At 61.7% G+C, this 23924-nt stretch carries 22 protein-coding genes; 10 read left to right on the forward strand and 12 right to left on the reverse strand.

The annotated features are described in order from the left end of the window. Positions 1-3: 3 nt before the first annotated feature. Together hemW and IPF85_RS27935 are read right to left on the reverse strand one after the other, a co-directional pair. Positions 4-1167, reverse strand: coding sequence for a radical SAM family heme chaperone HemW (gene hemW / locus IPF85_RS27930; protein WP_343411324.1), 1164 nt, complete (start codon positions 1165-1167; stop codon positions 4-6). After that, entirely contained in the window at positions 1164-1853 is a 690-nt protein-coding gene (locus IPF85_RS27935) for an FHA domain-containing protein (protein ID WP_343411325.1), read from the reverse strand. The genes hemW and IPF85_RS27935 overlap by 4 nt, the downstream gene beginning before the upstream one ends. Before the next feature lie 108 nt (positions 1854-1961). Here IPF85_RS27935 and IPF85_RS27940 point away from each other — a divergent pair, with 108 nt between their 5' ends. Next, on the forward strand, positions 1962-2951 hold the full coding sequence (locus IPF85_RS27940) for a serine/threonine-protein kinase (protein ID WP_343411326.1): 990 nt from the start codon (positions 1962-1964) through the stop codon (positions 2949-2951). On the opposite strand, the gene IPF85_RS27945 is transcribed toward IPF85_RS27940, so the two are convergent. Continuing rightward, the gene (locus IPF85_RS27945) at positions 2943-5846 is read right to left on the reverse strand and encodes a glycoside hydrolase family 3 N-terminal domain-containing protein (RefSeq protein ID WP_343411327.1); all 2904 of its coding nucleotides are present in this window, start codon (positions 5844-5846) and stop codon (positions 2943-2945) included. The genes IPF85_RS27940 and IPF85_RS27945 overlap by 9 nt on opposite strands. Positions 5847-6254: 408 nt before the next feature. On the opposite strand from IPF85_RS27945, the gene IPF85_RS27950 reads away from it, so the two are divergent. Next, positions 6255-7013: a YceI family protein gene (locus IPF85_RS27950; RefSeq protein ID WP_343411328.1), complete on the forward strand. Its 759-nt coding sequence runs from the start codon at positions 6255-6257 to the stop codon at positions 7011-7013. Then, positions 7010-8194 carry a pyridoxal phosphate-dependent aminotransferase gene (locus tag IPF85_RS27955; protein WP_343411329.1) on the forward strand — a complete coding sequence of 395 codons (1185 nt, stop codon included), beginning with the start codon at positions 7010-7012 and terminating at the stop codon, positions 8192-8194. Before IPF85_RS27950 ends, IPF85_RS27955 begins: the two co-directional genes overlap by 4 nt. A gap of 31 nt (positions 8195-8225) precedes the next feature. On the opposite strand, the gene IPF85_RS27960 is transcribed toward IPF85_RS27955, so the two are convergent. The 6 genes from IPF85_RS27960 to IPF85_RS27985 form a co-directional block, all read right to left on the reverse strand. Continuing rightward, positions 8226-9311, reverse strand: coding sequence for an MraY family glycosyltransferase (locus IPF85_RS27960; RefSeq protein ID WP_343411330.1), 1086 nt, complete (start codon positions 9309-9311; stop codon positions 8226-8228). 24 nt (positions 9312-9335) lie between these two features. Next, positions 9336-10676 (reverse strand): asparagine--tRNA ligase, encoded by a 1341-nt coding sequence (gene asnS / locus IPF85_RS27965; protein ID WP_343411331.1) that lies wholly within the window; start codon positions 10674-10676, stop codon positions 9336-9338. A gap of 31 nt (positions 10677-10707) precedes the next feature. Next, positions 10708-11439 carry a PmeII family type II restriction endonuclease gene (locus tag IPF85_RS27970; RefSeq protein ID WP_343411332.1) on the reverse strand — a complete coding sequence of 244 codons (732 nt, stop codon included), beginning with the start codon at positions 11437-11439 and terminating at the stop codon, positions 10708-10710. A 65-nt stretch (positions 11440-11504) separates the two neighbouring features. Next, a complete protein-coding gene (locus tag IPF85_RS27975) occupies positions 11505-12266 on the reverse strand; it encodes a TdeIII family type II restriction endonuclease (RefSeq protein WP_343411333.1) in 762 nt (253 codons plus the stop codon). A gap of 25 nt (positions 12267-12291) precedes the next feature. Then, positions 12292-13485, reverse strand: coding sequence for a DNA methyltransferase (locus tag IPF85_RS27980; RefSeq protein ID WP_343411334.1), 1194 nt, complete (start codon positions 13483-13485; stop codon positions 12292-12294). Between the two features lie 44 nt (positions 13486-13529). Next, the gene (locus IPF85_RS27985) at positions 13530-14858 is read right to left on the reverse strand and encodes a hemolysin family protein (protein WP_343411335.1); all 1329 of its coding nucleotides are present in this window, start codon (positions 14856-14858) and stop codon (positions 13530-13532) included. 21 nt (positions 14859-14879) lie between these two features. On the opposite strand from IPF85_RS27985, the gene IPF85_RS27990 reads away from it, so the two are divergent. Next, a complete protein-coding gene (locus tag IPF85_RS27990; RefSeq protein ID WP_343411336.1) occupies positions 14880-15059 on the forward strand; it encodes a hypothetical protein in 180 nt (59 codons plus the stop codon). Positions 15060-15121: 62 nt separating this feature from the next. Here IPF85_RS27990 and IPF85_RS27995 read toward each other — a convergent pair whose 3' ends face one another. Then, a complete protein-coding gene (locus IPF85_RS27995) occupies positions 15122-17842 on the reverse strand; it encodes a hypothetical protein (RefSeq protein ID WP_343411337.1) in 2721 nt (906 codons plus the stop codon). Beyond that, a complete protein-coding gene (locus IPF85_RS28000) occupies positions 17835-18920 on the reverse strand; it encodes a hypothetical protein (RefSeq protein ID WP_343411338.1) in 1086 nt (361 codons plus the stop codon). Before IPF85_RS28000 ends, IPF85_RS27995 begins: the two co-directional genes overlap by 8 nt. Positions 18921-19507: 587 nt before the next feature. On the opposite strand from IPF85_RS28000, the gene IPF85_RS28005 reads away from it, so the two are divergent. The 6 genes from IPF85_RS28005 (at position 19508) to IPF85_RS28030 (ending at position 22308) form a co-directional block, all read left to right on the forward strand. Further along, positions 19508-19843: a hypothetical protein gene (locus IPF85_RS28005; RefSeq protein ID WP_343411339.1), complete on the forward strand. Its 336-nt coding sequence runs from the start codon at positions 19508-19510 to the stop codon at positions 19841-19843. Continuing rightward, on the forward strand, positions 19840-20064 hold the full coding sequence (locus IPF85_RS28010; RefSeq protein WP_343411340.1) for a hypothetical protein: 225 nt from the start codon (positions 19840-19842) through the stop codon (positions 20062-20064). Before IPF85_RS28005 ends, IPF85_RS28010 begins: the two co-directional genes overlap by 4 nt. A gap of 303 nt (positions 20065-20367) precedes the next feature. After that, entirely contained in the window at positions 20368-21030 is a 663-nt protein-coding gene (locus IPF85_RS28015) for a response regulator transcription factor (RefSeq protein WP_343411346.1), read from the forward strand. Next, entirely contained in the window at positions 21005-21223 is a 219-nt protein-coding gene (locus IPF85_RS28020) for a hypothetical protein (protein ID WP_343411341.1), read from the forward strand. The genes IPF85_RS28015 and IPF85_RS28020 overlap by 26 nt, the downstream gene beginning before the upstream one ends. A gap of 48 nt (positions 21224-21271) precedes the next feature. Further along, complete coding sequence (locus IPF85_RS28025) at positions 21272-21787, forward strand: HAMP domain-containing protein (RefSeq protein WP_343411342.1); 516 nt, start codon at positions 21272-21274, stop codon at positions 21785-21787. Next, a complete protein-coding gene (locus IPF85_RS28030; RefSeq protein WP_343411343.1) occupies positions 21724-22308 on the forward strand; it encodes an ATP-binding protein in 585 nt (194 codons plus the stop codon). Before IPF85_RS28025 ends, IPF85_RS28030 begins: the two co-directional genes overlap by 64 nt. A gap of 257 nt (positions 22309-22565) precedes the next feature. Here IPF85_RS28030 and IPF85_RS28035 read toward each other — a convergent pair whose 3' ends face one another. Continuing rightward, positions 22566-22760 (reverse strand): hypothetical protein, encoded by a 195-nt coding sequence (locus tag IPF85_RS28035; protein WP_343411344.1) that lies wholly within the window; start codon positions 22758-22760, stop codon positions 22566-22568. Positions 22761-23924 lie beyond the last annotated feature (1164 nt).

A 23924-nucleotide genomic window follows, 5' to 3' on the forward strand; every position in this document is an offset into this window, starting at 1 on the left:
GGGTCAGTCTGGCAAGAAGCGTGCAAAGACCCGGTTGCCGATCAAGACGGCGGCGGGGGTCAGGCGGACACAGGTCGGCGTGACTTCGATCATCCCGGCCGCCGCCAGTTCCGTCAGGATGTCGGGATAAATCTCGCTGACATCCAGGCCGAAACGGGCCTGAAACGCGGCGCGGTTGACCCCTTCGTCCAGCAGGCGCAGCCCCACCATCATCGTCTCGCCCATGGCCAGGGCGGGCGTCGCCTGTTCCTCCGAATCGAGCAGCGGCTGGCCTGCGTCGCTGCGCCGGATGTACTCGGCCGGGCTGCGCAGGTTGGACCAACGGCGGCCCTGTTCGCCAGAAAAGGCGCCGGGGCCAAAGCCCAGGTAGTCCGCGTTGCGCCAATAGGTCAGGTTGTGCTGGCTCTGAAAGCTGCCGCCCGCAGGATGGCGCCGCGCCCAGTTGGAGATCTCATACTGCTGATAGCCGGCCGCGACCAGGCGCGCCTGCGCCATCTCGTACAGGTCAGCGGCCAGGTCTTCGTCAGGCGCGGGCACGCGACCGCTCGCCACCCAGGCCGCCAGCGGCGTGCCCTCTTCGACGATCAGGCTGTAGAGCGAGAGATGCTCCGGCGCCAGGGCCAGGCCGCGCTGCAAGGTGGATTGCCAGGTAGCCGGTTGTTGCTGGGGCAGGCCAAAGATGAAATCGAGGTTGATGTTGTCGAAGCCGGCGGCGCGGGCGTGAGCAAAGGCGATCTCGGCATCGTCTGCGCTGTGGATGCGGCCCAGGAAAGCCAGTTCGTCCCCATCGAAGCTTTGCACGCCCATGCTCAGGCGGTTGACCCCCAGGCTGCGCAGATCGGCGAAGCGGGCGCGATCCACCGTGCCCGGGTTGGCCTCGCTGGTAATTTCGGCCTCAGGCAGAATCGTAAAGGCCTGGTGGCAGGCGTCGAGCACGCGCGCCAGTTGCCCCGCGCTCAGGACGGTGGGGGTGCCGCCGCCCAGGAAGATGGTATGCACCGGCGGGCGGCCGCGTGCGGCGCCGGCCGCGCTGATTTCACGGGCCAACGCCACGCTCAGGGGTTCGAAGAGCGCCTGCAGCCCCGCGTAGGTGTTGAAGTCGCAGTAGGGGCACTTGCGCGCGCAGAAGGGGATGTGCAGGTACAGGCTGAGCGGTGTGGTGGTCATGACTTGACGCTGGTGGTAGACTGCGTGCTGCTGTCTGCTGCGCGGTTTTGGAAGCGGAAGCCGTGCCCGCGCACCGTGAGCACGTAGGCATGGCCGGGATCGAGTTCGGCCAGGCGCTCGCGCAGGCGGCGCACCAGCGCATCAATGGCCTGTTCGGAAATGCCCTCTTCGGCATCTTCGGACCAGACGCAGCGAATCACCTCGTCGCGGCTGACCACGCCGCCGGCCGCGTCCAGGAGCAGTTCCAGCAGGCGGTACTGGGGCAGGGAGAGCGGGGGGTTGAGCGTGCGCTCGCCCACGAACACCTGACGCGCGTCCGGTTCCAGGTGCAGCACCGGTATGCGTGGCGGCTGCTCGAAAACCAGCGGCGCGGTCTGTTCGGCGTCCACGAAAGCCAGCTTGAAACGCAGCGCGATCTGAATTTCATCGCCATCCTGCAGCGGGGTGATGCCCGCCAGGTCGCGGCCGTTGAGATGCGTGTTGTTCTTGCTGCCCAAATCCTCCACCAGGTAGCGGTCGCCTTCACGGAAAACGCGCGCATGGCGCCGTGACACCTGGCGATCATCCAGGAAGATGTCGCAATCAGGGCTGCGCCCGATGATGATTTCGGCCTGGTCGAGCGGGTAGCCGCGTCCGGTCTGATTGCCGCGCTGCAGAATGAGCATGGCGGTTTCACGGTTCAGCATGACGATGGTATACTCCAGGGAGCGAGGCGCCTGCGCCAGGCCTGGCCTGGCGCGGCGCGGTGGTGTTCAGCTTGATTCAGCAACTTTTCAGCACTCTGTAATGCACGCATGAGCAAAACCCTGACGAACGGCACGGTTCTCTACAACCGCTACAAGGTTCTCGAATTGGTCGGGCAAGGCGGCATGGGCGCGGTCTACAAAGCCGAAGACCTGCGCCTGAAAGGTCGCCTGTGCGCCATCAAGGAAGTGGTGCCGGATCAAGGCGACGACCTTTTCGAGCAGGCCTCCGAACAGTTCTACCGCGAGGCGAGCACCCTGGCCAGCCTCGATCATCCCAATCTGCCCAAAGTCTCTGACTATTTTACCACACGCGGCCGCGAATACCTGGTCATGGATTTCGTGCCGGGGCGCGACCTGCACGACCTGGTGAAAGAAGCCCGCCGCCAGGATCACTTCCTGAGCGAAGAGCAGGTGCTGGGCTGGATGGGCCAACTGCTCGATGCCCTGGAATACCTGCACAGTCAACCTTCGCCCGTGCTGCACCGCGACATCAAGCCGTCCAACATCAAGCTGACGCCGCGCGGCGCGATCAAACTGGTGGATTTTGGCCTGGTCAAGCTGCTGCTGGCCGATGACAGCCGCACCGTGACGGTGGTGCAGGGCCGTGGCACCGTGCAGTACACGCCGCTGGAGCAATACGGGGGCGACACCGGCTATACCGATGTGCGCTCTGACATCTACGCCATCGGCGCCACGCTCTATCATCTGCTGACCGGTCAGCCGCCGGCCGACGCCAAGCAGCGCTTCCTCAAACCGGGCAGCCTGGCGCCGATGCGCAGTCTCAACCCGGCCGTCTCTGCCACCACTGAGCAGGCGGTGATGCACTGCATGGCGATGCATCCCAACGACCGGCCGGCCACGGTGACCGATGTGCGCCGGGCGTTGTTCGATCCCGTCTTTCACTCGGCCAGCCTGCGCACCGATTCCCTGGCCGCCTGGGATCTGGCGGTGCAAGCCAACAGTTGGCTGATTGGCGCCGCGCTTGGCCTGGCCGTCGTAGCCCTCGTTGTCACCCTTCTGGCCCCGGTTCTACCTTGATTGTTTCTCGTTTTCCGTCCCCTCGCTGAGCAGCTCCTTTTCATGCACAGCGGCGTTGGTCTCGCGCCAGATCAACGCGGCCAGCGGCAGCAGGCCGCTGACAAAGGTGATCATCGGCGCGCCCCAGGGACGCAGACTGTGCTGCAACCAGGTGGCGCCGGGCAGCCAGCCCAGGCTGTAGAGCACATACGCGGCCAGGCCGCACACCGCGGCCCAGCCCAGCAGGCGTACGATGTCGTCTGGTGTGCGCCGGTCGCGGTTAGCCTGTGTGAAATAGATCAACCCGCCGGCGGCCGCGACGCCCAGCAGGCCCAGGATGAAGGCAAACAGGTCAACCCGCGCGCTCGGATTGGTGTTGGCGAATCCGGGCACGGCGGTTGGCTCGGGGGTGTTGGTCGGCGTGGGCAGAGGCGTCCAGGTTGGCGTGGGCGTGGGGGTGTCGGTGGGGGTGGCGGTCGGCGTGGGCACCACGGTGGCGATGCGCGCCGGCGAATCGCCCTGGATGGTGACCAGGAGCGTGGTAGACTCTTTGGCGCTGCCCGCGCTCATCGTGATGCGCAACTCGCCTGTGCGTTCGAGCTTGACGCTGGCGCGCGCCACGCCGTTGATCGTGGTCACTTCCTGGCGCGGTAGTTCCAGCGCCTCGCTGGCGTAGAACAGGCGGAAGGTGGCGGGTGTGCCATCAGGCACCGCATTGCTATTGCGGTCGCGGATGATGCCGCTCGCCAGTTGCAGCGTGTCACCCACGTTGACCGGGATCGGCTCGGACGCCGGGTTGCCGGCGTCGTCGTTGCCGGTTTGCGCGGAAAACTGTTCGATGGAGATGACCTGGGCCGGGTCAGGTTCCAGCCGCGCCTGCAAATCGTAGTTGGTACCCGGCACGCTGACCGGCGAGGCGCCCGGCGGCGTAAACTCACGGAAGAGCGCGCGCACGGCCGCCTCCAGGAATGGTTGCGTGCTGGCATAGACGCCGTAATAGGCGGTGAGCTTGCTGATTTCCGTGGTATCCAGGTAATACGGTGCGTTGAGGGCCAGGATGATGATCTTCTTATCGCGCAAGCTGTCGGAGCGCTGGCGCAAGAAGGCCTTGACCATGTCGGAAGCAGGGACTTCGGTGGGCGCAACGTCGAGCATGGCAAAAATCAGGTACGCTGCCGTGCGCACCGAGCCTTCGACCGAGGCGGCATCCGTGGCGGCTGCCTTACCGTCGAGCACGGCCTTGAGCTGCTCGAAGCTGAAGCTGGTGACGTTAGCGGGCTGCACCTGGCCGGTGGCCTGCGGGCCGTACAAGCGCAGCACGATTTCTTGCAGGGCGTTCACTGGCACGGGCACGAAGGGCGCGCACGCGGCGCAGTCCTGTACGACCCGGCTATCGCTGAAAATCACCAGTTTTTCATCGGTCAGGGGCGATGTAGGCACCCGATCGGCCAGCTCCTGGGGGCCAGGGTAGAGCAGGGTGATGCTCTCTTTGGCAATCTGCGCCACCACGGTGCGGTCAAGCCCCACCTGCGCGGTGGCGGCGGTCGCATCTACCAGCACGTTGTCTGTGCTGAATTGACGATAGAGCTTGAGCTTCATACTCAGAATACGGGTCACCGCGGCATCGGCCCGTGTACGAAAGTCGGTGTCGCTGTCGTATTTCTCGCGAAAGAAGAGGATGGTGTCTTTGATGTTGGCCAATTGTTCGCGGTTGTCGCTGGTCAGGGCAAAATTGGTCAGCGTCAGCAGGTCATTGCCGGCTGTGAACGCGTCCAGGGCGATCTGGCGCTGCGGGAATTTCAGCAATTGGGCATCGTAGTAGCGACGCACCGCAGGCACGCCCAGGCTGTCGCTGACCAGCAGGCCGCCCGCGCTGCGCCAGGGCTTGAACTCCGGCAGGTTCATGATGGTCTGCAGTTGTGGCGCCAGGCTGATGGGTGGCGTCAGTTGGCGGGTGTTGTCCTGAAAGCCCCGGTAGCGGATGTGTGATGACATCAACGCCTCGGTGGGTGAAAAGACCTGGTGCGCGTCCAAGCGCGTGGCCGCAGCAAAGGGCGGTAGTTCCACCTGCTGCAGGGCGGCCAACGGCTTCTGGACCGTCGCCACTTCTTCTTCTGGCCGGCGATCGCTGCTTCCCTGCCCGGGGAAGTGCTTGGCTACGGTGAGCACCCGTTGATTGCTGCCGATGTGTACGCCCTGGATGTAGGCCTGGCCCATGCGCCCCACCCAGTACGGGTCGCCGCCAAAGACACGCACGCCCAAGTCACCCTCGCGCCCGCCGCGTGGATTGTCCAACACGTCGAGCGAAGGCCCGAGCAGAAAGTTGACCCCGACGGCCGCCAGTTCTCGCCCCACGATCTGGCCGACCGCCTCGGCATTGGCAGGATGCCAGGTGGCGCCAATCGCCATGGCATCGGGCAGCGGCGTAAAACCGTTGCGCAGCCAGGTGTAGGGAAAATCGTTGCCTTCGTGCGTCACGCCGATGAGGAGGGGGATGCGCACCACGCTCTCTTCTGGCTCGGCCGGTTTGGGTGGGCGCACGGTGGCGGTGATGACCGGCGTCGCTGTGGCGTCTGCCGGCGGCAGCGGCTGGTTGAAGGCCAGCGCCTGCAATTGATTGCTCAGGCCGGCCACGGCCGCCGGGTTGGCGCCGGTCGGCGGCAAATTCTCCGCGGTGAGCAGCACGCCGCCCACGTAGTAGTCGCGAATCAACTCGGCAATTTGCGAATCAGCCCCGGCGTCGCTGCCCTGAAAACTGACCAGGAACAACTGCCCCACCTTCTGGCCGTTGGTCATGCGCTTGAGCAGCTTCTGGACATCGGTCTCAGCCTGCCCGGGCGCGGCCAGAGTCGGCGCCGGACTGAGCAGGGAGAAGAACAGCGTCAAGAGCAGGAGGAAATGTAACTGCCCAGGCATCTGGCGCCGGCGGCAGCCGCCGAATGAATTCGGGGCGCAAGGGCGTGCCGCCGCCAGGTCGGCCTGCGCCGACCCGCATCGCGTCCACGCAGGTGGACGCCCGGCGGAACGCCCATTAGGCGCGATTTCAATCGCTCTGCTCGCCCGCAGCCGGGGCGCGACATGTGCCATGTTGTGCCGATCCATCCGTTGTCTTAGGGGGGAAAAGGGGAAAGGTCAGGGAGCGGCCTAAGTATACCCGGCCTCAAAGAAGTTGCCAACTTGCAGAAGTTACCAACTTTCCAAAAAGTTGGTAACTTGCAGAGGCGCCTTACAGTCAAACCGGCGACCGCTCTTTATCATGACTGACCGTCCAATGGACAGCGAAGTAGATGAAGTAGATGAAGTAGATACTGATAGGAGACAGAAATGCAACGAAAATTAGCCCTCGGCCTGCTGCTGGTTTTGCTGAGCCTTGTCATCAGCAGCTGCGCTGGCGCCACTCCCGCCGCCACCCCGGCCGCTGCGAACACCCCCGCGCCGGCGCCCACCCTGACGCCAGCCGCTGCGAACACCCCCGCGCCGGCGCCCACCCTGGCGCCGGCCGCTGCGAATACCCCCGTGCCGGCGCCCGGCGCTGCGGATGTTTTCCGCTTCGTCACCGTGGCGGACGCCAGTGAGGCTCGTTACCGGGTGCGCGAACAATTGGTCAATCGCGATCTGCCTGGCGACGCCATCGGCGCCACGAAGGACGTCAGCGGCACGCTGACGGTTGCTGCCGATGGCACGCTGATGTCAGCGCAGTCACGCTTCGAGATCAACCTGCAGGGCCTGAAGAGCGATTCCAGCCGCCGCGATGGCTTCGTGGCCAACAATGTGCTGCAGACCAGCCCCTTCCCCACGGCCGTCTTCGTGCCGACGGCGGCCACTGGCCTGCCGGCACCCCTGCCCGCGTCAGGCCAGGGCACGTTCGAGCTGAGCGGCGATCTGACCATCCGCGATGTCACACGGCCGGTCACCTGGCAAATCACCATCACGCGCGACGGCGATCAACTCTCTGGCACGGCTACAACCAGCTTCACGTTCAAGGATTTCAACCTGACGCAGCCGCGGGTGCCGGTCGTGCTCAGCGTGCAGGACACCATCAAGCTGGAGTTTGATTTCCAGATGGTGCTGGCCGGCGCGTGAGCGTCTTCTCCGGCATGGTCGCGCACTTCACCGGCTCTGCCAACGCCCTGACCCAGGCGCAAGCCCGGGTCAGGGCGTCGGGTCGCCCGCTGATTGATCTGATCAACGGCAATCCGACGCAGCACGGCCTGCACTTCCCTGCGGCCACCCTGCAGGCCGCGCTGGCAAAGGCGCAGGTCGCGGCGGCCGTCTATCGCCCTGATCCCAAGGGGCAGGCGGCCGGCCGCGCAGCCATCAGCGCCTACTACGCGACCCAGGGTGCGACCTTCGACCTGGAACACATCCTGCTCACCCCGGGCACGAGTCAATCCTACTGGTACCTCTTTCAACTCCTGGCGGACCCCGGCCAGGAGATCCTGACGCCGCAGCCGTCCTATCCCCTGTTCGAATTCATCGCCAGCCTGTGCCGCGTGACCCTGACGCCCTATGCGCTGGTGCGGTCCGCCGCAGGCTGGGAGATTGACATCGCCGGGCTGGCCGCGGCCATCACGCCCAACACCCGCGCCATCGTGCTGATTTCGCCGCACAACCCCACCGGCCATGTCGCGAGCGCGGCCGAGGTCGAGGCGCTGGTGGCACTGGCGGCCCTGCACCGCCTGCCCATCATCGCGGATGAGGTCTTCTGCGAATTCATCTTCGGCGCCGGTCAACACCAGCGGCCGGCCAACCATGCGGCGCCGTTGGTCTTCACGCTGAACGGCTTCTCCAAGATGCTGGCGCTGCCGGGCGCCAAGCTGGGCTGGATCGCGGTCAGCGGGGAAGCGGCGCTGGTCAGGACCGCGGTGGCCGCCCTGGAAACCATCGCCGACACCTTCCTGGCGACGCACGAATGGATTCAATGGGCCGCGGCCGATCTGCTCACGCAGGGGCAGGCGTTCCTGGCCGACTACCGCCGGCAGATTGCAGAGCGGGCCGCCCTGGCCCATGAACTGCTGGCCGGCGCGGACCATTTCCATCTCACACCCGCGGCCGGGGGATTCTACCTCACGCTCGATGTGAGCCGGTTGACCAGCAGCGACGAGCACCTGGCGCTCGATCTGCTCCTGGAAACGGGCATCCTGACTCATCCCGGCTGGTACTACGATCTGCCCACGCCAGGCCTCGTCCTCTCGTTTCTGTCCCAACCGGAGATTCTGCGCAGCCATCTACCGCGACTCATCGCGTACCTGGCCGGCAATTGAGAGGCCTCACACCAAGACACGAAGGCAGGAGTTATTTTTGTGTCCCTGTGTCCGTGTGTGAGCCGGGAGCGGAGTCTGGCCGGGCCGCGGCGGCCCACCAGAGGACGGCGAAGGCGAGCAGGCCCAGGATGCCCAGGGCCAGCAGCTTGGTGAGCCGCGAGTTGATGAAAATCGCCAGGCCGCCAAAGAGGGCGCAGAAGGCGTAGTAGGCGAGTACGATCTGGCGCTGACTGAAGCCCAGGTCGAGCAGGCGGTGGTGCAGGTGATCGCGTGAGGAGTGATAGGGCGAGCGGCCGCTGCGCACGCGGCGCCAGATCAGCCAGGCGACATCCAGGATGGGCAGGCCGAGCACTAGCAGCACCGTGGCGACACGCGCGCCGCCCATGATGCCGAGGGCAGCCAGCGCAAAACCGAGAAAGAAAGCGCCCGAACTGCCCATGATGACGCTGGACGGGTTGAAGTTGTAGGGCAGAAAGCCCAGCACCGCGCCCAGCAGGGCCAGCGGCAGCAGCGCCACACTGGTTTGCGGCGGTTCGGCGCGCAGGAGCATGTGGCCGGCCACCACCAGGCAAAAGATGGCAGCCACGCCCGCGGCCAGGCCGTCGAGACCGTCCAGCCAGTTGACGGTGTTCATCATGCCGGCAAACCAGAAGAGGGTCAGCAGCCAGACGATGGGCCAGGCAAAGCCGTCCGCGCCGCCAAAGGGCTGATTGGTGAACGGGTTGTTGACATGCTTGATGAAGATCAGGCTGGCGATGCCGATCAGCCCGGCCACGACCTGCACCAGCGCCTGGGGCCAGGCCGGCAACTGCAGGCGGTCATCGAGCAGACCAAAGATGACCACGACCGTGCTGCCGATGAGCAGGCCAATGAGTCGCGTCGCTTCGTTCGGATCGCGGCTGGCCGGGAAGAAGGCGGGGAAAGCCAGCGTCGCCAGGACCGTCAGGGTGAAGGCCAGGTAGAGCGCCACGCCGCCCAGGCGTGACAGCGTGCCGGTATGCACGCGGCGCGGGGCCGGCGCATCGGCCAGGCCCAGGCGCAATCCCCACTGCCGCGCCAGCGGTGTCAGCAGCAGGGATAATCCAAACGCCAGCAGGAAAACAACGATGAAGGGCAAAATCAAAAACCTGGTGTCAAGAGCCTACGGTTGCAAGCGGTTCAACATGCGGGGGAAGGCGCCGGTCTCGCGCACATGATCGAGGCCGCAAATCCAGGCGACGGTGCGCTCGACGCCCAGGCCAAAGCCGCTGTGGGGTACGGAGCCGAACTGGCGCAGTTGGATGTACCAGTCATAGGCGTCGGCCGGCAGCTTGTGCTTCTCGATGGCGGCCATCAGCTTGGCCGGATCGCTCATGCGCTCGCTGCCGCCGATGATCTCGCCGTAGCCCTCAGGCGCCAGCAGATCGGCGCTGCGGCAGACCTCCGGCCGGTCCGGCTCCGGTTCCATGTAGAACGCCTTGACCTCGGTGGGGAAATGATGCACGAAGACCGGCTTCTCGAACTGCATCGTCAGGTAGGTTTCGTGCGGCGCGCCGAAGTCGTCGCCCCAGGCAATGGTGGTCAGCGGATCATCGTTGGGCGGCACGGTGACGCCCTGCGCCGCGGCCGCGTTGATCATAGCCACGGCCTCATCGTAGTGCAGGCGCTCGAACGGCGCCGTCACCTTTTGCAGATGGCTGATGTCGCGCTCCAACACCTTTAGCTCGACGGCGCGCTCTGCCAGCACCGTCCGCACGATGTAGCTGACAAACTGTTCTTCGATCTCCAGCAGTTCTTCCAGCTTGCAGAAGGGAATCTCCGGCTCCACCATCCAGAACTCCTGCAGATGGCGCCGCGTCTTGCTCTTTTCCGCGCGGAAAGTAGGGCCGAAGCAGTAGACCGGGCCGAACGCGAAGATGTTGGCTTCGTTGTAGAGCTGGCCGGTCTGCGCCAGGAAGGCCGGCGTGCCGTGAAAGTCAATCTCGAAGAGGGTCGTCGTGCCCTCGCCGGCCGCCGGCGTCAGGATGGGCGTGTCCACCAGCATGAAGCCGTGGTCGTCCAGCCAGGCGCGGATGGCCTTGATGATGGTCGCGCGCACGCGCATGATGGCCCATTGGCGGCTGGAGCGCAGCCACAGATGGCGGTTGTCCATCAGGAACTCGACGCCGTGCTCCTTGGGGCTGATGGGGTAATCGGCCGCAATCTGAACCACCTCCAGGTCGGTCACATCCAGCTCGAAGCCGCCGGGGATGCCGGGCGCACGTTCTTCGGCGCGCACCGTGCCGCTGACGATCAGCGAGGACTCCTGCGTCAGGCGCCGCGCCGCGTCGAACACGGCCTCGCTGACATTCTTCTTGAAGACCACGGCCTGGCAAATGCCGCTGCCGTCACGCACCTGCAGGAACTGCAGGCGGCCCTTGTCGGTCTTGTTATACAGCCAGCCGCGCAGCGTGACCGCCGCGCCGACGTGGTCTTTCAAGTTCTCGATACGAACGATGGACATAGCTCTCTCCTCGCAGGTTGGAATGTTCGATTCATGCACCCGGTACACGGGCGTCGAAATTACCGCTGTTGAACTCCACCAGTTTCACCCAATCAATCGCGCCGCTTTCGTCGCAGAAGCGTTCGATGAATTGGTGGGTGAAACGGTTCACGATACGGGCGTGCTCTTGGGCGAATGATCCTCGACACGTTTTGACTTGAGCTGCAATTGGCTGGACGATGGCGCGATAGAGATCTTCATCGCCGCCGATGAGGCGCCAAAAATCTGAACCGACGACCTTGAGATAACCCCGTTGGTAACTGGTTTCCGCCTTACCGATGCAGATTCCGATTGTCGGCTGCACCCTGATTGCGTCCCGGCCAGTCGTCGCCTGGCGTAGGGCCTGTTCACGAACCCGGATTTGCAGGTCACTGTCAGCAGTGCAGTACGGCATGATGCTTACCAGGAATGAGATACCGTTGCTGGAACACTCCAGATCAATACCCGGTACAGCCGATGGTCGTCCCTGGCCCGTGCTGTCGGCTACGAACACTGCCAAATCGAACAGCCATTCGGCGAGTGTCTCTCGTTCGTGAGCCGCTTGCGCAGCGTCAAGCGCCATGCTGATGACATCTCCCGCCGATCGTGACCGTTCAGTCACGAAGGAGTAGGGGTGCGGCGACAGCAACGTGTCAAGACTCAGCATGTTGAGCATTCCGATTCGACGCTGATCCCAATCGGCGATGCGCTGCTCAGTAAAGGCTTGCACTTCATTGATGTCCAATGATGTCCAATGGTTTCATAAGAGTCTCCTCTGGATTCGGTCGCCTGCAGACGCTGGTCGGATTCCTACAGCTCGCGCTCTTTGCGCAGAACACTGCTCACTTCCTCGATCACTTCAAGCAGTTGATCGAATGTTCCCGTGCTGCCTATTGTATCCCAGAATTCCTCCCCAATCAGTATTTCATCCCGCACATCCATGATCTTCTTGGTGAGGCTGTGGCTGTAATCTGCTCGCGTCGGATAGGGGTTGTACGGAAAGGCCACGTAGGCTTGTGGGTTATCCCTGGCGCGCAACGCCAGAAAAGTCAGTATCTTCTGTTTGGTTGCGGAGCCGATGTCCAGGTTCGGCTTGGGTGTCTTGATCTCAACGAACAGTGGGCCTCTTTCGAAATCGCCGATAAAAATGTCCGCGATGACTCGCACGCTCACCATTTCCTGGTCGCCGTGATCATCAACATGCAGCACCTCGGCCAACTCAGCCGCGTGATTGGGGCGACGTTGACCTGATCGCAGCTCGCGGGCAATTCTTGCAATCGCATCTACCGTAGACTTAGCAATAAGCCCCTGCATTTTATGTTCCAATATCACTTGCTGATAGCGTTCACTTGCAATGGATTTAGCCAGGCGTGGGAATAGGAACATCCCCATTCTCGTAACGGCAGAACGCTCACGTTTGGCTGCGATCAGACCCGCATCGTTCAGGAACAGTTTGTGAAATGGGTGAGCCTGTTTGAGCTCTTCGATGTCTTGAGGACCATACCGCTTTACCGATTGCTGTGCAAAGCTCTTTAACAGGTCATAGACTGCCTGGCGCGTGGTTGAGTTCATCTATGGCTCCATGGATTCATTGGGCTCACGGTTTTCGCCACACAAACACCGATTCGTAGAATTCGCTCGATCGTCGTCCGGTACGGCGGTTCACATGGCGCTTGAGCACGGCCTCGACTTCAACCCCACACAGCCTGGCAATTTCATCATACAGCCCGAATTTGTCGCCGGCCACGACGATCAAGATACCACCTGCCGGCATGGCTCCACAAGCGCGGCGGAAAACCTCTGCAATGGACTCCTGGTAGGTGCGTTGCGCCTTTTGACTGGAGCCTCGCTTAGCCGCGCCAATTTCTGACTCACTCTTATCCTGAAGTCGGAGCAGTTCATAGGCATAGCGATGCTGTTCGTGATAATCAATCAAGCCGACATACGGTGGGCTGGTAATGACACCATCTATAGGAGGAATATCGGCCAACCGGCTATCTTCGTGCTTGATGATCACAGTTGCGTCGGTACGTTGGCCCGCGAATTCCTCTAATCGAGCTATGGTGTCCAGGCTGTAATGCTTCAAGAATTGATAGGCCGTCGTTGTGGGCATACAGGTGCGGCTGTGCTTGTAGCACCAGTACGGCTCTGTCTGTGGAGCCTTCGGAAAATCCAGGTCGAAATGAGTAGTCAACCGCGCCGACCGTGCCGACCGTGAAAGGATGATTTTCAGAATCTCCTGATTCCGATAATTCTGAATCAGATCGCGGTAAGCCAGCAATTCTTTTAGCGCCTGCGGCGCAAACCAGCGCTGAAGATAGCCACTGGATGAAACCGGCCCATGTCCGTTACCGTTGCCAGTTGCGCTCCACAAGGAGAGCTGCAAGCTGCTGGTCTGAGTGACCTGTTGTGAAGCGTTCAGAATGTCCAGGATCTCCTGGCGCACAATTTTCAGATCGTAATGCTTGGTTTTTGCTGTGGCCAGGAGCGCATTGAAAGCCGAGACGTCATAGCCAATGGCGTTGACGCCCAGCTCGTTGGCCTGCACCAACGTGGTGCCTGAACCTGAAAATGGATCGAGCACTGTCTGCCCTGGGCTGAAATACTTTCTGAGAAATACCTCGACCAATTGCGGGATGTATTTACCGAGATAGGGATGCAGGCGATGAACATGGCGCGTACGCAATTTTTCGGGTAAATCACGCTCGTGCCAGTTCAGATTCAACTCACTCAACGGCGTATCCGGCGTTACGCTGCTCGACACGGTCGGCTCATCCGTGGTCGCGTACAAGACAACTCGTTGTTCTTCTCTGGTTGATAACATCATTCCACCTGCTATTGTCTCGCTACGCGCACCTTCTCGATCTTCGGCCCGCGCATCTGCAGGACGGTGAAGTGTACGTTGTCGTAGCTGATTTCCTCGCCGGCGTGCGGAATGTGGTGCAACTGATAGAGGATGAAGCCGGCCAGTGTCTCGTAGTCGTCCAGCTCCGGCAGGTCGAGTCCCAACTGGGCGTTGATGTCGTCCACGCGCGCCTGCGCACTGACCTCGAACACGCCTGCGGCCACCGTGACGACGGTGGACTCGTCCGTCACCCACTCATCGGTGACTCGGCCCACCACCTCTTCCACCAACTCTTCCACGGTGACGATGCCGGCCGTGCCGCCGTATTCGTCAATCACAATCGCCATGCCAATTTTCTGTTTGCGCATCTCGTTGAACAGGTCACCTACTTTGCGGCTGTCAGGGACAAAGTGGGCCGGATGGATGATGCCCAGTTCGGCCAGGGTGCGCGTGCGTGCCTGCGGCCCCGCGGCCAGGGCCATCAGGACATCTTTCATCGCCACCACCCCCACGATGTTGTCCAGGTCGCCACCGTAGACCGGGAAGCGGGAGTGGCGCGCGACGCTGAAGACGTGCAACAGATCATCGAGCGTGGCGGCCCGTTCGATGCCCACGATGTCGGTACGCTGGATCATCGCCTCACTGACATCGCGTTCGCCAAACTCGAACACGCGCACCAGCATCTCTTCTTGCGTCTGTTCCAGCACGCCCTCAGCCTGGCTCTCGCGCACCAGCATTTTTAGCTCGTCCGCCGAGTAGACCGAGTGATGCCCGCTGGCGCCTGCGACGCCAAAGAGACGTAGCACCAGCGTGGTGGCGCCGTCCAGCAGCCAGATGACAGGACGAAAGATGCGCGTGAATGCGTCCATGATGCGGGCAGACATCAACGCGGCGCGTTCCGGGTTGCGAATGGCAAAGGTTTTGGGCGCCTGTTCGCCGAGCACGATGTGGATGAAGGTCACCAGGGAAAACGAGACCACCGTGCCGATGCCGATGGCGACGCCTTCGCCCCAACGTGCGCCAACCAGGCGCGAGATTCCAGGCTCGACCATCTGCGCGATGGTGACATCGCCAATCCAGCCCAGGGCCAGGCTGGCAATCGTGATGCCGAGCTGCGCAGCGGCGATGTAGAGATCGGTATCGTTCTGCATCTTCAACACCGTGCGCACAGCCTCATTATTGGCGCCCGCCTGAGCCTCCAGCCGCCCGCGGCGCGCCGTCACCAGGGCAAATTCAACCGCGACAAAGAAGCCGTTAGCCGCAACCAGGGCCGCTACGGCCAGCAAGCGTGGGAAGAAAAAGGAGAATCCAGTATCCATTAGTTCAATAGAGCAACAGGGATGGGCAGGCAACGGCGCTATTATACCATAGCAGAGGAGAAGGGGAGAAAGGGAGAAGGGGAGAAGGGGAGAAGGGGAGAAGGGGAGAAGGGGAGAAGGGGAGAAGGGGAGAAGGGAAGGGGAGAAGAGAAGAGAAGGGAGAAGGGAGAAGGGGAGAAGGAGAAGGGACGCGACGGCTGAGTCGGGGGCTCAACCGTCATTTGATAGAAGGGCGTATTGGCTGGCGTGGCTAGCGTTGGAATCTATCGCCTGGTGCGCACGTAGATTGGTAGAAAGGCCTTGCTGGTCAGCGCGGTCGTCGTCGTCGCGGTGTTGTTGTCCCGCTCGATCTCCGGCGTGATGGTAGCCGCGGTCGCGAGGTTGATCAGGCTACCCGTAGTAGCGGTGGGGGGCACCCGCGCTTCAATCATGATCGTGAACGGTCCGCTGCGCGCCGCCAGGTTGCCGAGATTCCAGGTCAGCGCGGGCGTCCCTGCGTTCGGCGGCGGGTTGGCACGAATGAAGGTCAGGCCGGCGGGCAGCGTGTCGCTTATCGTCACGCCGGCGGCTGTGGCGCCGCCGCGGTTGCCGTAGGTCATGGTGTAAATCAACGTGGCGCCTGGGGTTGTGCTGGCAGGGCCTGCCAGGCTAAGCCACAGATCGGGGTAGGCTGAGCCGAGACTCACGTCGTCCAGGTAAGCCCACGCGCAGGGCCGACCGGCGGTTTCGTGCAGATTGAAGCTCAGCGTGACGGTCTTGCCGGTCCAGGGCAAAGGGCCAAACCAGCGATGAGTCCACTCGGCGGCGGGGTTGGTTGTCGAGAAGATCGTTGTGGTGTTGATGCCATCGTTGGCCGTTACACTTAGCCAACGATCTCCGGCCGGCGCCGTCGCGCCCAATTTGTAGAAGAACGAAAGCGTCGCTGTCGTCATGGTGACAGGCACCGTAACCGTCTGGCTCAGGGTGGCATTACCGGTCTGAGTGGCGAGAGGCGCGCCCGTGTAAAACAGGTCGTTCTGTAAACTATCCGACCAAACAAGGTTAGCTGCACCTGACGAATCTATCCTTAGCACATGCTCTCTGACGTCATAATTGCCAGGTGACGCTGCGAGCGGCGCGGCCCAAGCCCCTTCATCATCCTGTCGCACGTAATAAAGATGCAAAGTGTCTGCGAAACTCCCCAACCAAATGACATGGAGATGATCCTGTTGATCTTGCGTGATGCCAATAGGAAAGTAGTCAACCGGTTGTGATTCGGAAATCGCAACCGGCGTAGTCCACGAGTTCGCACCATCCTGGCGCATGTAATACACTCTGAACACCCCATTATTAGAGCTAGGCCAAACGACATGAGCGACGCCGGACCGATCGGCTACAATGGCAGGATAAGACATCACCGTTGCATTTGTGATTGCGACTGGCGGTAGCCAATCCTGGTTAACCCAGCGTTTCGTGTATAGCGAGATTGCCCCGCTCTGCGCCCACACAAGGTGGACTGTTGTCTCAAAATCAACCGACATATCAAAGGGATGGGCATGTGACATCGAATTCGTTGACACTTTTTGCACTGGCAGCCACTGCCCATCGCTGCGTCGCTGGCGATAATAAACAGAAAAATAACCACTCTCACCAGTGTCATTCCACGCAACATGGAGAGAGCCATTCGCCGCCAACGCGATCTTCATCTCATGTCCAGACCCATATGTCTGAGAGATATTCTGAACAGCAGACCAGCCGCCGTCCGTACCACGATAGGCATAGAAGGCATCATTGTAAGTAGTGGTGCTGGAAAACCACACCAGATGGATCGTTCCATTGGGCGCCACTGCCAACTGCGGCGATGAGGCATCGGGCAGGTTCGCGGCTAGCAATGCGTTCTCTGTGGCACCCCAGACACCCGCCGGGGATCTGGCTTTATAATAAATTGTGACTCGATTATTTGCGGCCTCAGTCCAGACAACGTGGGTACCACCGTGATGATCGAGTGCCATTTGTAGCTGCAGTGCTGATCCCGGTGTATTTGAGACATTAGTTACGGTTGACCATGAACCATCTGGACGACGCTGTACATAAGAGACCTCGCTGATAGAATTGGCACTTTCCATCCACACGACGTGTAGGACACCACTGCTGTCCATCTCCATAGATGGGTACGCTGGGTTTGCGGAGTTTGCAGAGATGCGGTGGGGAGCCGAGAGTTGTAAAGGCGAGCAGCCCAATAGGGCGGCTTTCTCCCCGATGTGCTGCTGTGACGCTAACGCAGCGGGCAACTCTGTCGAAGTTTGCCAGGGCGCCAGATTTTGCGCCTCGAAACTTCCATTGCCCAAGGATTGGTCGGGCGGTGGCAATATCGCTTCGAGTGTGACATCGCGAAAACTGTTGTAATTGGTGGTTGGCAGGACACCATAATCCGCCTTATTCCACGAAACGGCATATAATGGATTGGTTTCGTCAACATAGGTTTGAAAGCGACCGTTTTCATCACTAACGAATCCTCTGAACGCCCTGGGCATGGTTGTGATCGTTGCGTTAACGATCGGCACACCACGGTTGTCTTTTACTGTGCCGATGATTGCCCACGTGTACATCGTTGTACTTGCATCGCCGTTTCCTGGAGGCCATTCTTCCTGGTTGTGCGCGCGATCAAGCCCGCGCGAGCGAAACGCATAGGTTCGACCAGGTATTCCGGTGAATAACGTTGCGGGGCTTGTTGTGCCAACCAGCCAGTTAGTCCATGCATCCGGACTAAGCGATTCATCGGAATGGCTCAGCAATTGATACTGGACATCGTACGTATGAATTCCAGAGCCTCCCGGATCAGTGCCGCTCCAGCTAATGACACTACCATTGCGCCGGTAAACGGGTAGGGGATCAACGGAAGTGACTGGCGCCAATGCTTCTACCGTTGTGATTGCGTCGGGCATGATCGGCCAGTCTTCGGCATTTTCAGCACGATCGTTCGCCTGGCTGCGGAAACTATACACATGACCGCCGTCCCCGATGAAAAACAGCCGACGTGGCTGTTACCCTGTCTTGCCAGACATTCCACCCATTGTCATTATCCTTCACCTGTACCACGTAGTTCAAGATGCCCGAGCGGCCTTGATCGCTGCCAGACCAGCGAACGGTGAACGCGTAGGGGGATTGTGACGGAAGCGGCAGCACGCTCGACGTGGGCGCGGTCAGATCAAGCCCTTGCCAGCCGGGGCGCCAGTCGCGATCACCGCTGCCAAGACCGGTTGGCGGCGCCCAGAATTGAACGCTATCCAGCGCCCTGAGGCGCGAACTCGTCCAATACCATTGGCCCTCATATTCGATCCAGGAGATGTACATGAAAGCGATATAGCGACCGTCCGGCGACCAACTGCCAACCCAGGCATCCGTCTTCTCATCCTCAGGACGATACAGACGCCGTGGATTGCTGCCATTGGCATTCATGACCCAGATTTCGTGCCAGGTATCGTCGTCGCTGTCCGCGTCATAGGCAATTCTCGTCCCGTCAGGCGACCAGGCAGGATTTTCAGCCGAAGGCTGTGTCGAAAGCCGCGTCTGCCCACTGCCGTCCGCGTTCATCACCCAGACTCCCAGCTCGCCGCTTCGGCGCGATGTGAAGGCGATTTTTGTCCCATCAGGCGACCAGGCGGCCGTACCATCGTAGTCTGGCGAATTGGTCAGGCGTTGTGGGTTGCTGCCATCTACGTTTATGACAAATACATCCCACTGGCCGTTGACATAGCTCTCGTACACAAAACGAGTTCCATCAAATGACCAGGCTGCGCCCGCGTCATCCCCACCATTGGGCGTGACTTGCCGCAGGTTGCTGCCGTTCACGTTTGCCACGAAAATTTCGTAAGTGCCGGTGCGCCGTGACGTGAACGCGACTTGCAGCGCGGCCGGACTCAAGCGAGGCGCCAGGTCGGGGGGCGCGTCACAGGTCAGACGCACGGGATAGCCGCCATTGCCCCGCGCCACGTAGATTTCCCAATTGTTGTCGCGGTACGATTGAAAAACGATTTTACTGGTGGCAGTCAAATCATCAGGTAGAAGGCCGTCTGATGGCATTGTGACGGATGGACCCGTGGCGAAACGGGCTTTCCTCCAGAGGTGGCGTCAGCACGTGTGGCGGAGGTGGAGGGGCGGCGGCCGAACGCAGTGGTGAGCCGGTTGTTGCAGCCAGGCACGCGGCCATCAGCAGAAACAGAGCCGATAGCAGGCGACTCGCAGATAATGGGTGGTTCATGAGATCTCTCCTTTCGGGACAGAGGCGGGCAACCGATACGGAACCTGGGCGCAGTATAACATCGGTGACGCGCCCCTGTCAATGTCCCGGTTTCTAACTTGCCAACTTGCCAACTTGCCAACTTGCCAATTCGCTTTCGCAAAGCTTGACCTGGGCTTGCGAGCGGGGTAAAATTGGGTCAATGAATCAAGGTTGTCCAGAGGAAATGTTTTTGCAGCATATACTGCAAGCGGGCACGAATTGCGCCTGACCCCTTAGGCGGAAAAGTGAAGTCTATTCCGCTTGCAGCATACAACACCATCCCAACTTTTCCTTTACAAATCTTAACAGCCCCCCTGCTACACTTGGACTGACGGTTGCTGATTCCCCGACCGCTTCCGTTCAGAGACATGACCCAGGAGGTTCATAGATGATCAAGAAAATCGTGATGGTGATGGGCGTTTTGGCGCTCGTCGTGGCAATCGGCGCCGTGACGGTAGGCGGGGCGCTGGCGCAGACGGTCACCCCGCCGGCGGCGACAACCCCAACCGTGCCGAACGGCTATAGATTTGGCCATGGCTTCGGCTTCGGCTGTGATGGCTCCACGGCCACCTTCGATGCGACGGCCGCGGCGCTCAATCTGACGCCGACGCAGCTCTTCGAACAACTGCACAGCGGCAAGACGTTGCAGGAAGTTGCAACCCGCAGGGTGTGGACATTCAGAAGGTGCAGGACGCGATTGACGCTGCCCGCACGCAGGCAATGAAGGATCAGATTGCGCAGGCTGTCAAGGATGGCGCCATGACGCAAGCGCAGGCTGACTGGCTCCTGCAGGGGTTGGCCCAGGGCTACATGCCCAGGGGCGGCCCCGGCGGACGTGGTCACCGCGGCGGCATGCATGGTTTTGGCGGCGGGCTGTTTGCCCCGTCAACCACCACTCCTTTGGCTCCGGCCACGGGCATCGTCCTGACCGAGGTCAGCGGATAAAGGCGACCTGCCGAACGCCCTGACACCGGTTGGGTCGCCAAAACATCCCATTGTTCGCATAAACCGCAGGGGCGTGGCTACTGGCTACGCTCCCCTGTCAGTATTGACCGCCCAGATACCCCGACGACAACTCCAGGCGAAAAAGCCCGCACGCCACACGAATCCGGAAATAAGTCCCAGATGATGAATCGAACTATCCTGGTTGTTGATGACGACAAAAAATTGTGCGGCTCGTGTCGCTCTATTTGAGGAAGGGAAGGCTACCGCGTCCTACCGGCGTTCGACGGGCAGGAGGCGCTGGAGATTCGCAGTCAGCAGCCCGACCTGATCGTGCTCGATCTGTTTCTGCCTGAGCTGGACGGCACCGATGTCTGCCGGCTGCTGCGGGCCGATTCACGCGTTCCGATTATCATGCTCACCGCGCGCGCCACCGATGAGGACAAGCTCCTGGGCCTTAACCTCGGCGCCGACGACTACCTGACCAAGCCCTTCAATCCACGTGCACTGGTGGCACGGGTTCGCGCCGTGCTGCGGCGCACCCTGCCCGATGATGACACGAACGGCGAGCTGCACTTTGGCGATCTGGCCATCAGCCTGGTACGGCGCGAGGTGGCTGCGCACGGGCAACCGGTCAGCCTGACGCCCACCGGAGAGTTCCGCTTGCTGGAAACACTGGTGCGTGAACCTGGCCGCGTTCAGCCGTTCGGAGTTGCTCGATCGTGCCTTTGGTTTCGATTAGGACGGGATCGAACGCACGGTGGACGTACACATCATGAATTTGCGGCGCAAGATCGAGCCGCAGCCAGGGGACGCTGCGCTCCTATTATGACCGTACCGGTTTTGGTTACCGCTTCGAGGGGCATCATGCTGCATAGCCTGCGCGTGCGTCTGCTGCTTGCCATCATCCTCGTCGTGCTGATTGCGATCAGCGTGACGGCCATTGTGGCGCCAGCGCACGACCGGTGAATTTCAACGCTACGTTGAAAGCGGCGGCACCTCGACCAATCGGCGCTTCGCCTTCGTTTTGGCACGCTCCTTTACGGTCAACCAGGGCTGGAGCGACGCCCAGGCCGAAGTGGACCGTCTGGCGCAGTTCACCGATGAACGCCGTGGTGACCGATCAGCGATCGTGCGGTGGCCGATTCTGAGCGGGCGCTGATCGGTCAACCGGTGCATGGCAACTGGCCGCCGCCGGCCGCGATCATGGTTGCCGGCACACACGCGCCGGTTCCCTCTACCTCGGCCCGCTGACCGGCCCACGCGAGGCCGATACCGCCTTCCTCTCCGCCTCAACCGCTCGCTGCTGCTGAGTGCGCTGCTGGCCGGCCTGGCCGCGGTGGCGGTCACGCTGGTGCTATCCGGTCGCATCTTGCGGCCGGTGCAGGCTCGACGACCGCCGCCCGCCGCATGGAAAAGGGCGATCTCAGTACACGGGTGCAAAGTTGAAACCGACGATGAAATCGGGCAACTGGCGCATGCGTTCAACGCGATGGCTGGCAGCCTCAGCCAGCAGGAACAACTGCGGCGCAATATGGTCAACGACGTGGCGCATGAGCCTGCGCACCCCGTTGCCAATCTGCGCGGCTATTTGGACGCAGCACGCGATGGCCTGGTGAGCACTGATGGGGCGTTGGTGGACCGAGCTTGTACGAGGAGACGATGCTGCTCAGCCGCCTGGTGGCCGACCTGCAAGAGTTGGCGCAGGCAGAAGCCGGACGCCTGACGCTGATGCGACAGCCTGTAGCGCTGGTCGGGCTGGTCGAGCAGGCGATGGGCGATGCTGCGGCCACCAGCCGATGGAAGGGTGTCACTCTGTTGGTGGACCTGCCGAGCGATCTGCCCCAGGTGGACGCGGATCGTGAGCGCGTGGGACAGGTGCTGCGTAACCTGCTGCAGAATGCCTTTGCCCACACGCCGGCCGGCGGCGTCATTACGGTGACGGCGCAGCCTGAGGCAGCAAGCGTGCGGGTCGCGGTGCATGACACCGGTAGCGGCATCGCGCCCGAACATCTGCCGCACGTCTTCGACCGCTTCTACCGCGCCGACCGCCTGCACAGCAGCCAGACCGGCCGGGCCGGGCTGGGGCTGGCGATCGTCAAACAACTGGCGCTGGCGCATGGCGGCACGGTCACCGCCAGCAGCGAGCCGGGCCGCAGCACCTTTACCTTTACCTCCGCCAATCGCCACCCAATCCTGACACGGGCTGGCGGGCCGGCGCCCCCCGCGGCTGGCGGTCAGCCCTGACGCGCGCGGCGTTGCCGCTGATCGTACCGGCCGGCTTGTCACCCGCCCCTGCCCTGGCGCCTCTTCATGATATTCCGGGTCGGCGTTGATGCGCCACAGGTCGTTGCGCTCACCCAGGCCAGGTTGCGCGCGCTGCCGGTCAACATGGCGTGATCCCGATTGTTGTAGCGATGCAGGCCATTGCGACCGATGGGCTGAAAGTTCCGGCAGGCTGTCCACGAATGCACGCACCTGCGCCAGGGCAATCACGGTAACGACTATCGTAAACCGGGTAGGACTTCTCCACCCGAAACGCAGCCATCCACCACATCGGCCTGGCGCACCAGCCCGCTCTGCTCCAACTCTCGTTTTGCCAGATCAATCAGCCCCGCATCGGGCGTGTTCCACAGCGCATCGCCCCCGTTGCAGAAATATTCCAGGCCCAGGCTGCTCATGCCCGGCCCCGGCACCATGTCGGGCGACCAATGCCGAAAAATTCTGAATGCCCCCCACCCGCACGCTTGGGTCGTGCATGTAAATCCAGTTTCCGGAAACAGATTGGGTTTCGGCTAAGATCAGGCCCACTATAACAGGAAGTCACGGTACTTGAGGCTGCCGGCTGCGGCCACCTAACCTCCGGCGGCGCCGAATTCGGCTTGCGCAGAAATTCGCTCAACGGCATGCTGGAGATGAAATCGGTGCCCCCGATCAGGGTTTCTGCCCGTTAGCGGCCACCAATACACCGCTGATGCGCCCGCCCCTGGTGAAGATCTTGCTGTACGTCGGCGTTCAGGAGGATGACCCCGCCCGCCTGCGCCATGCGCCTGCGGCTGCCACATCATACCGGGGGCCACGCCGCGTCGTAATCGAACGCCTCGATCAACGAGGTCACGGTCCCACCCGAGATGGAGCCACCATGCTTAGGAGCGCGGTCGGCAGCGATAGGTTCCTGATGCGCTGCGCCGCCCACTCGCCTTCAACTCCCGGCATGAGATGCCCGACACTTTTCTCGGTGGCAGGTCTTGAAGAAGGTCTCAGTGAGCGCCGTCAAAGCCGGTTGGTGACCACTCCTCGAAGGTGTCCTCACGTGGATAGGGGAAAGGAGCCGCCAGCGCGCGTAACAGGCACGATCAGCAGCGCTTCCAGCGGCCCCAGGTTCCACAGCGCATTTGCCCAGTTTGAGTGGATGTTCTGGAAAAAAAGAAGCAGTGACAGTAGAAGATGCGACAATATGGCCAGTGTAGGAAGTCCTGACCCAAGTTTCGCGCAGGCTTGTTGACCACGGGTGTTGCTGAAGAAACGGTGGCCGCCCATATCGAAGAGCAAAGCCGTGGTACTATTCCCGTAACGCCAACCCCGCCCACTTTACGCTCCCTTTTCAAGGACAAGCGGCCGCTTTAGCCGAGACGAGAGTCCAGTTCAAAGCCACGCTCAACCCGGCGGGCCAGCGCCCAACACCACAAACTGACGGCCTTCTGCCTGTCCGTCACTGAAACCTTGCCATGCTCACAACGCCGCCCACCTCTGGCCCCTAATCGCCGCTGGAGAATAACAGCGCCGTGCAAGCGTCGCTGGCATCCCTCCCGACGCCATCGCTTAAAGCCAGTCTACCACAGGTGGCGCAGCCAGCCCGGTTT

The sequence above is a fragment of the Candidatus Amarolinea dominans genome (assembly GCF_016704685.1).
Taxonomy (GTDB): domain Bacteria; phylum Chloroflexota; class Anaerolineae; order SSC4; family Amarolineaceae; genus Amarolinea; species Amarolinea dominans.

Coding starts and splice junctions, on each gene's coding strand:
- hemW (WP_343411324.1), bottom strand. CDS start 1,167: ATGACCACCACACCGCTCAGCCTGTACCTGCACATCCCCTTCTGCGCG.
- IPF85_RS27935 (WP_343411325.1), bottom strand. CDS start 1,853: ATGCTGAACCGTGAAACCGCCATGCTCATTCTGCAGCGCGGCAATCAG.
- IPF85_RS27940 (WP_343411326.1), top strand. CDS start 1,962: ATGAGCAAAACCCTGACGAACGGCACGGTTCTCTACAACCGCTACAAG.
- IPF85_RS27945 (WP_343411327.1), bottom strand. CDS start 5,846: ATGCCTGGGCAGTTACATTTCCTCCTGCTCTTGACGCTGTTCTTCTCC.
- IPF85_RS27950 (WP_343411328.1), top strand. CDS start 6,255: ATGCAACGAAAATTAGCCCTCGGCCTGCTGCTGGTTTTGCTGAGCCTT.
- asnS (WP_343411331.1), bottom strand. CDS start 10,676: ATGTCCATCGTTCGTATCGAGAACTTGAAAGACCACGTCGGCGCGGCG.
- IPF85_RS27975 (WP_343411333.1), bottom strand. CDS start 12,266: ATGAACTCAACCACGCGCCAGGCAGTCTATGACCTGTTAAAGAGCTTT.
- IPF85_RS27985 (WP_343411335.1), bottom strand. CDS start 14,858: ATGGATACTGGATTCTCCTTTTTCTTCCCACGCTTGCTGGCCGTAGCG.
- IPF85_RS27990 (WP_343411336.1), top strand. CDS start 14,880: ATGGGCAGGCAACGGCGCTATTATACCATAGCAGAGGAGAAGGGGAGA.
- IPF85_RS28000 (WP_343411338.1), bottom strand. CDS start 18,920: ATGCCATCAGACGGCCTTCTACCTGATGATTTGACTGCCACCAGTAAA.
- IPF85_RS28005 (WP_343411339.1), top strand. CDS start 19,508: ATGATCAAGAAAATCGTGATGGTGATGGGCGTTTTGGCGCTCGTCGTG.
- IPF85_RS28010 (WP_343411340.1), top strand. CDS start 19,840: ATGAAGGATCAGATTGCGCAGGCTGTCAAGGATGGCGCCATGACGCAA.
- IPF85_RS28030 (WP_343411343.1), top strand. CDS start 21,724: ATGCTGCTCAGCCGCCTGGTGGCCGACCTGCAAGAGTTGGCGCAGGCA.
- IPF85_RS28035 (WP_343411344.1), bottom strand. CDS start 22,760: ATGGTGCCGGGGCCGGGCATGAGCAGCCTGGGCCTGGAATATTTCTGC.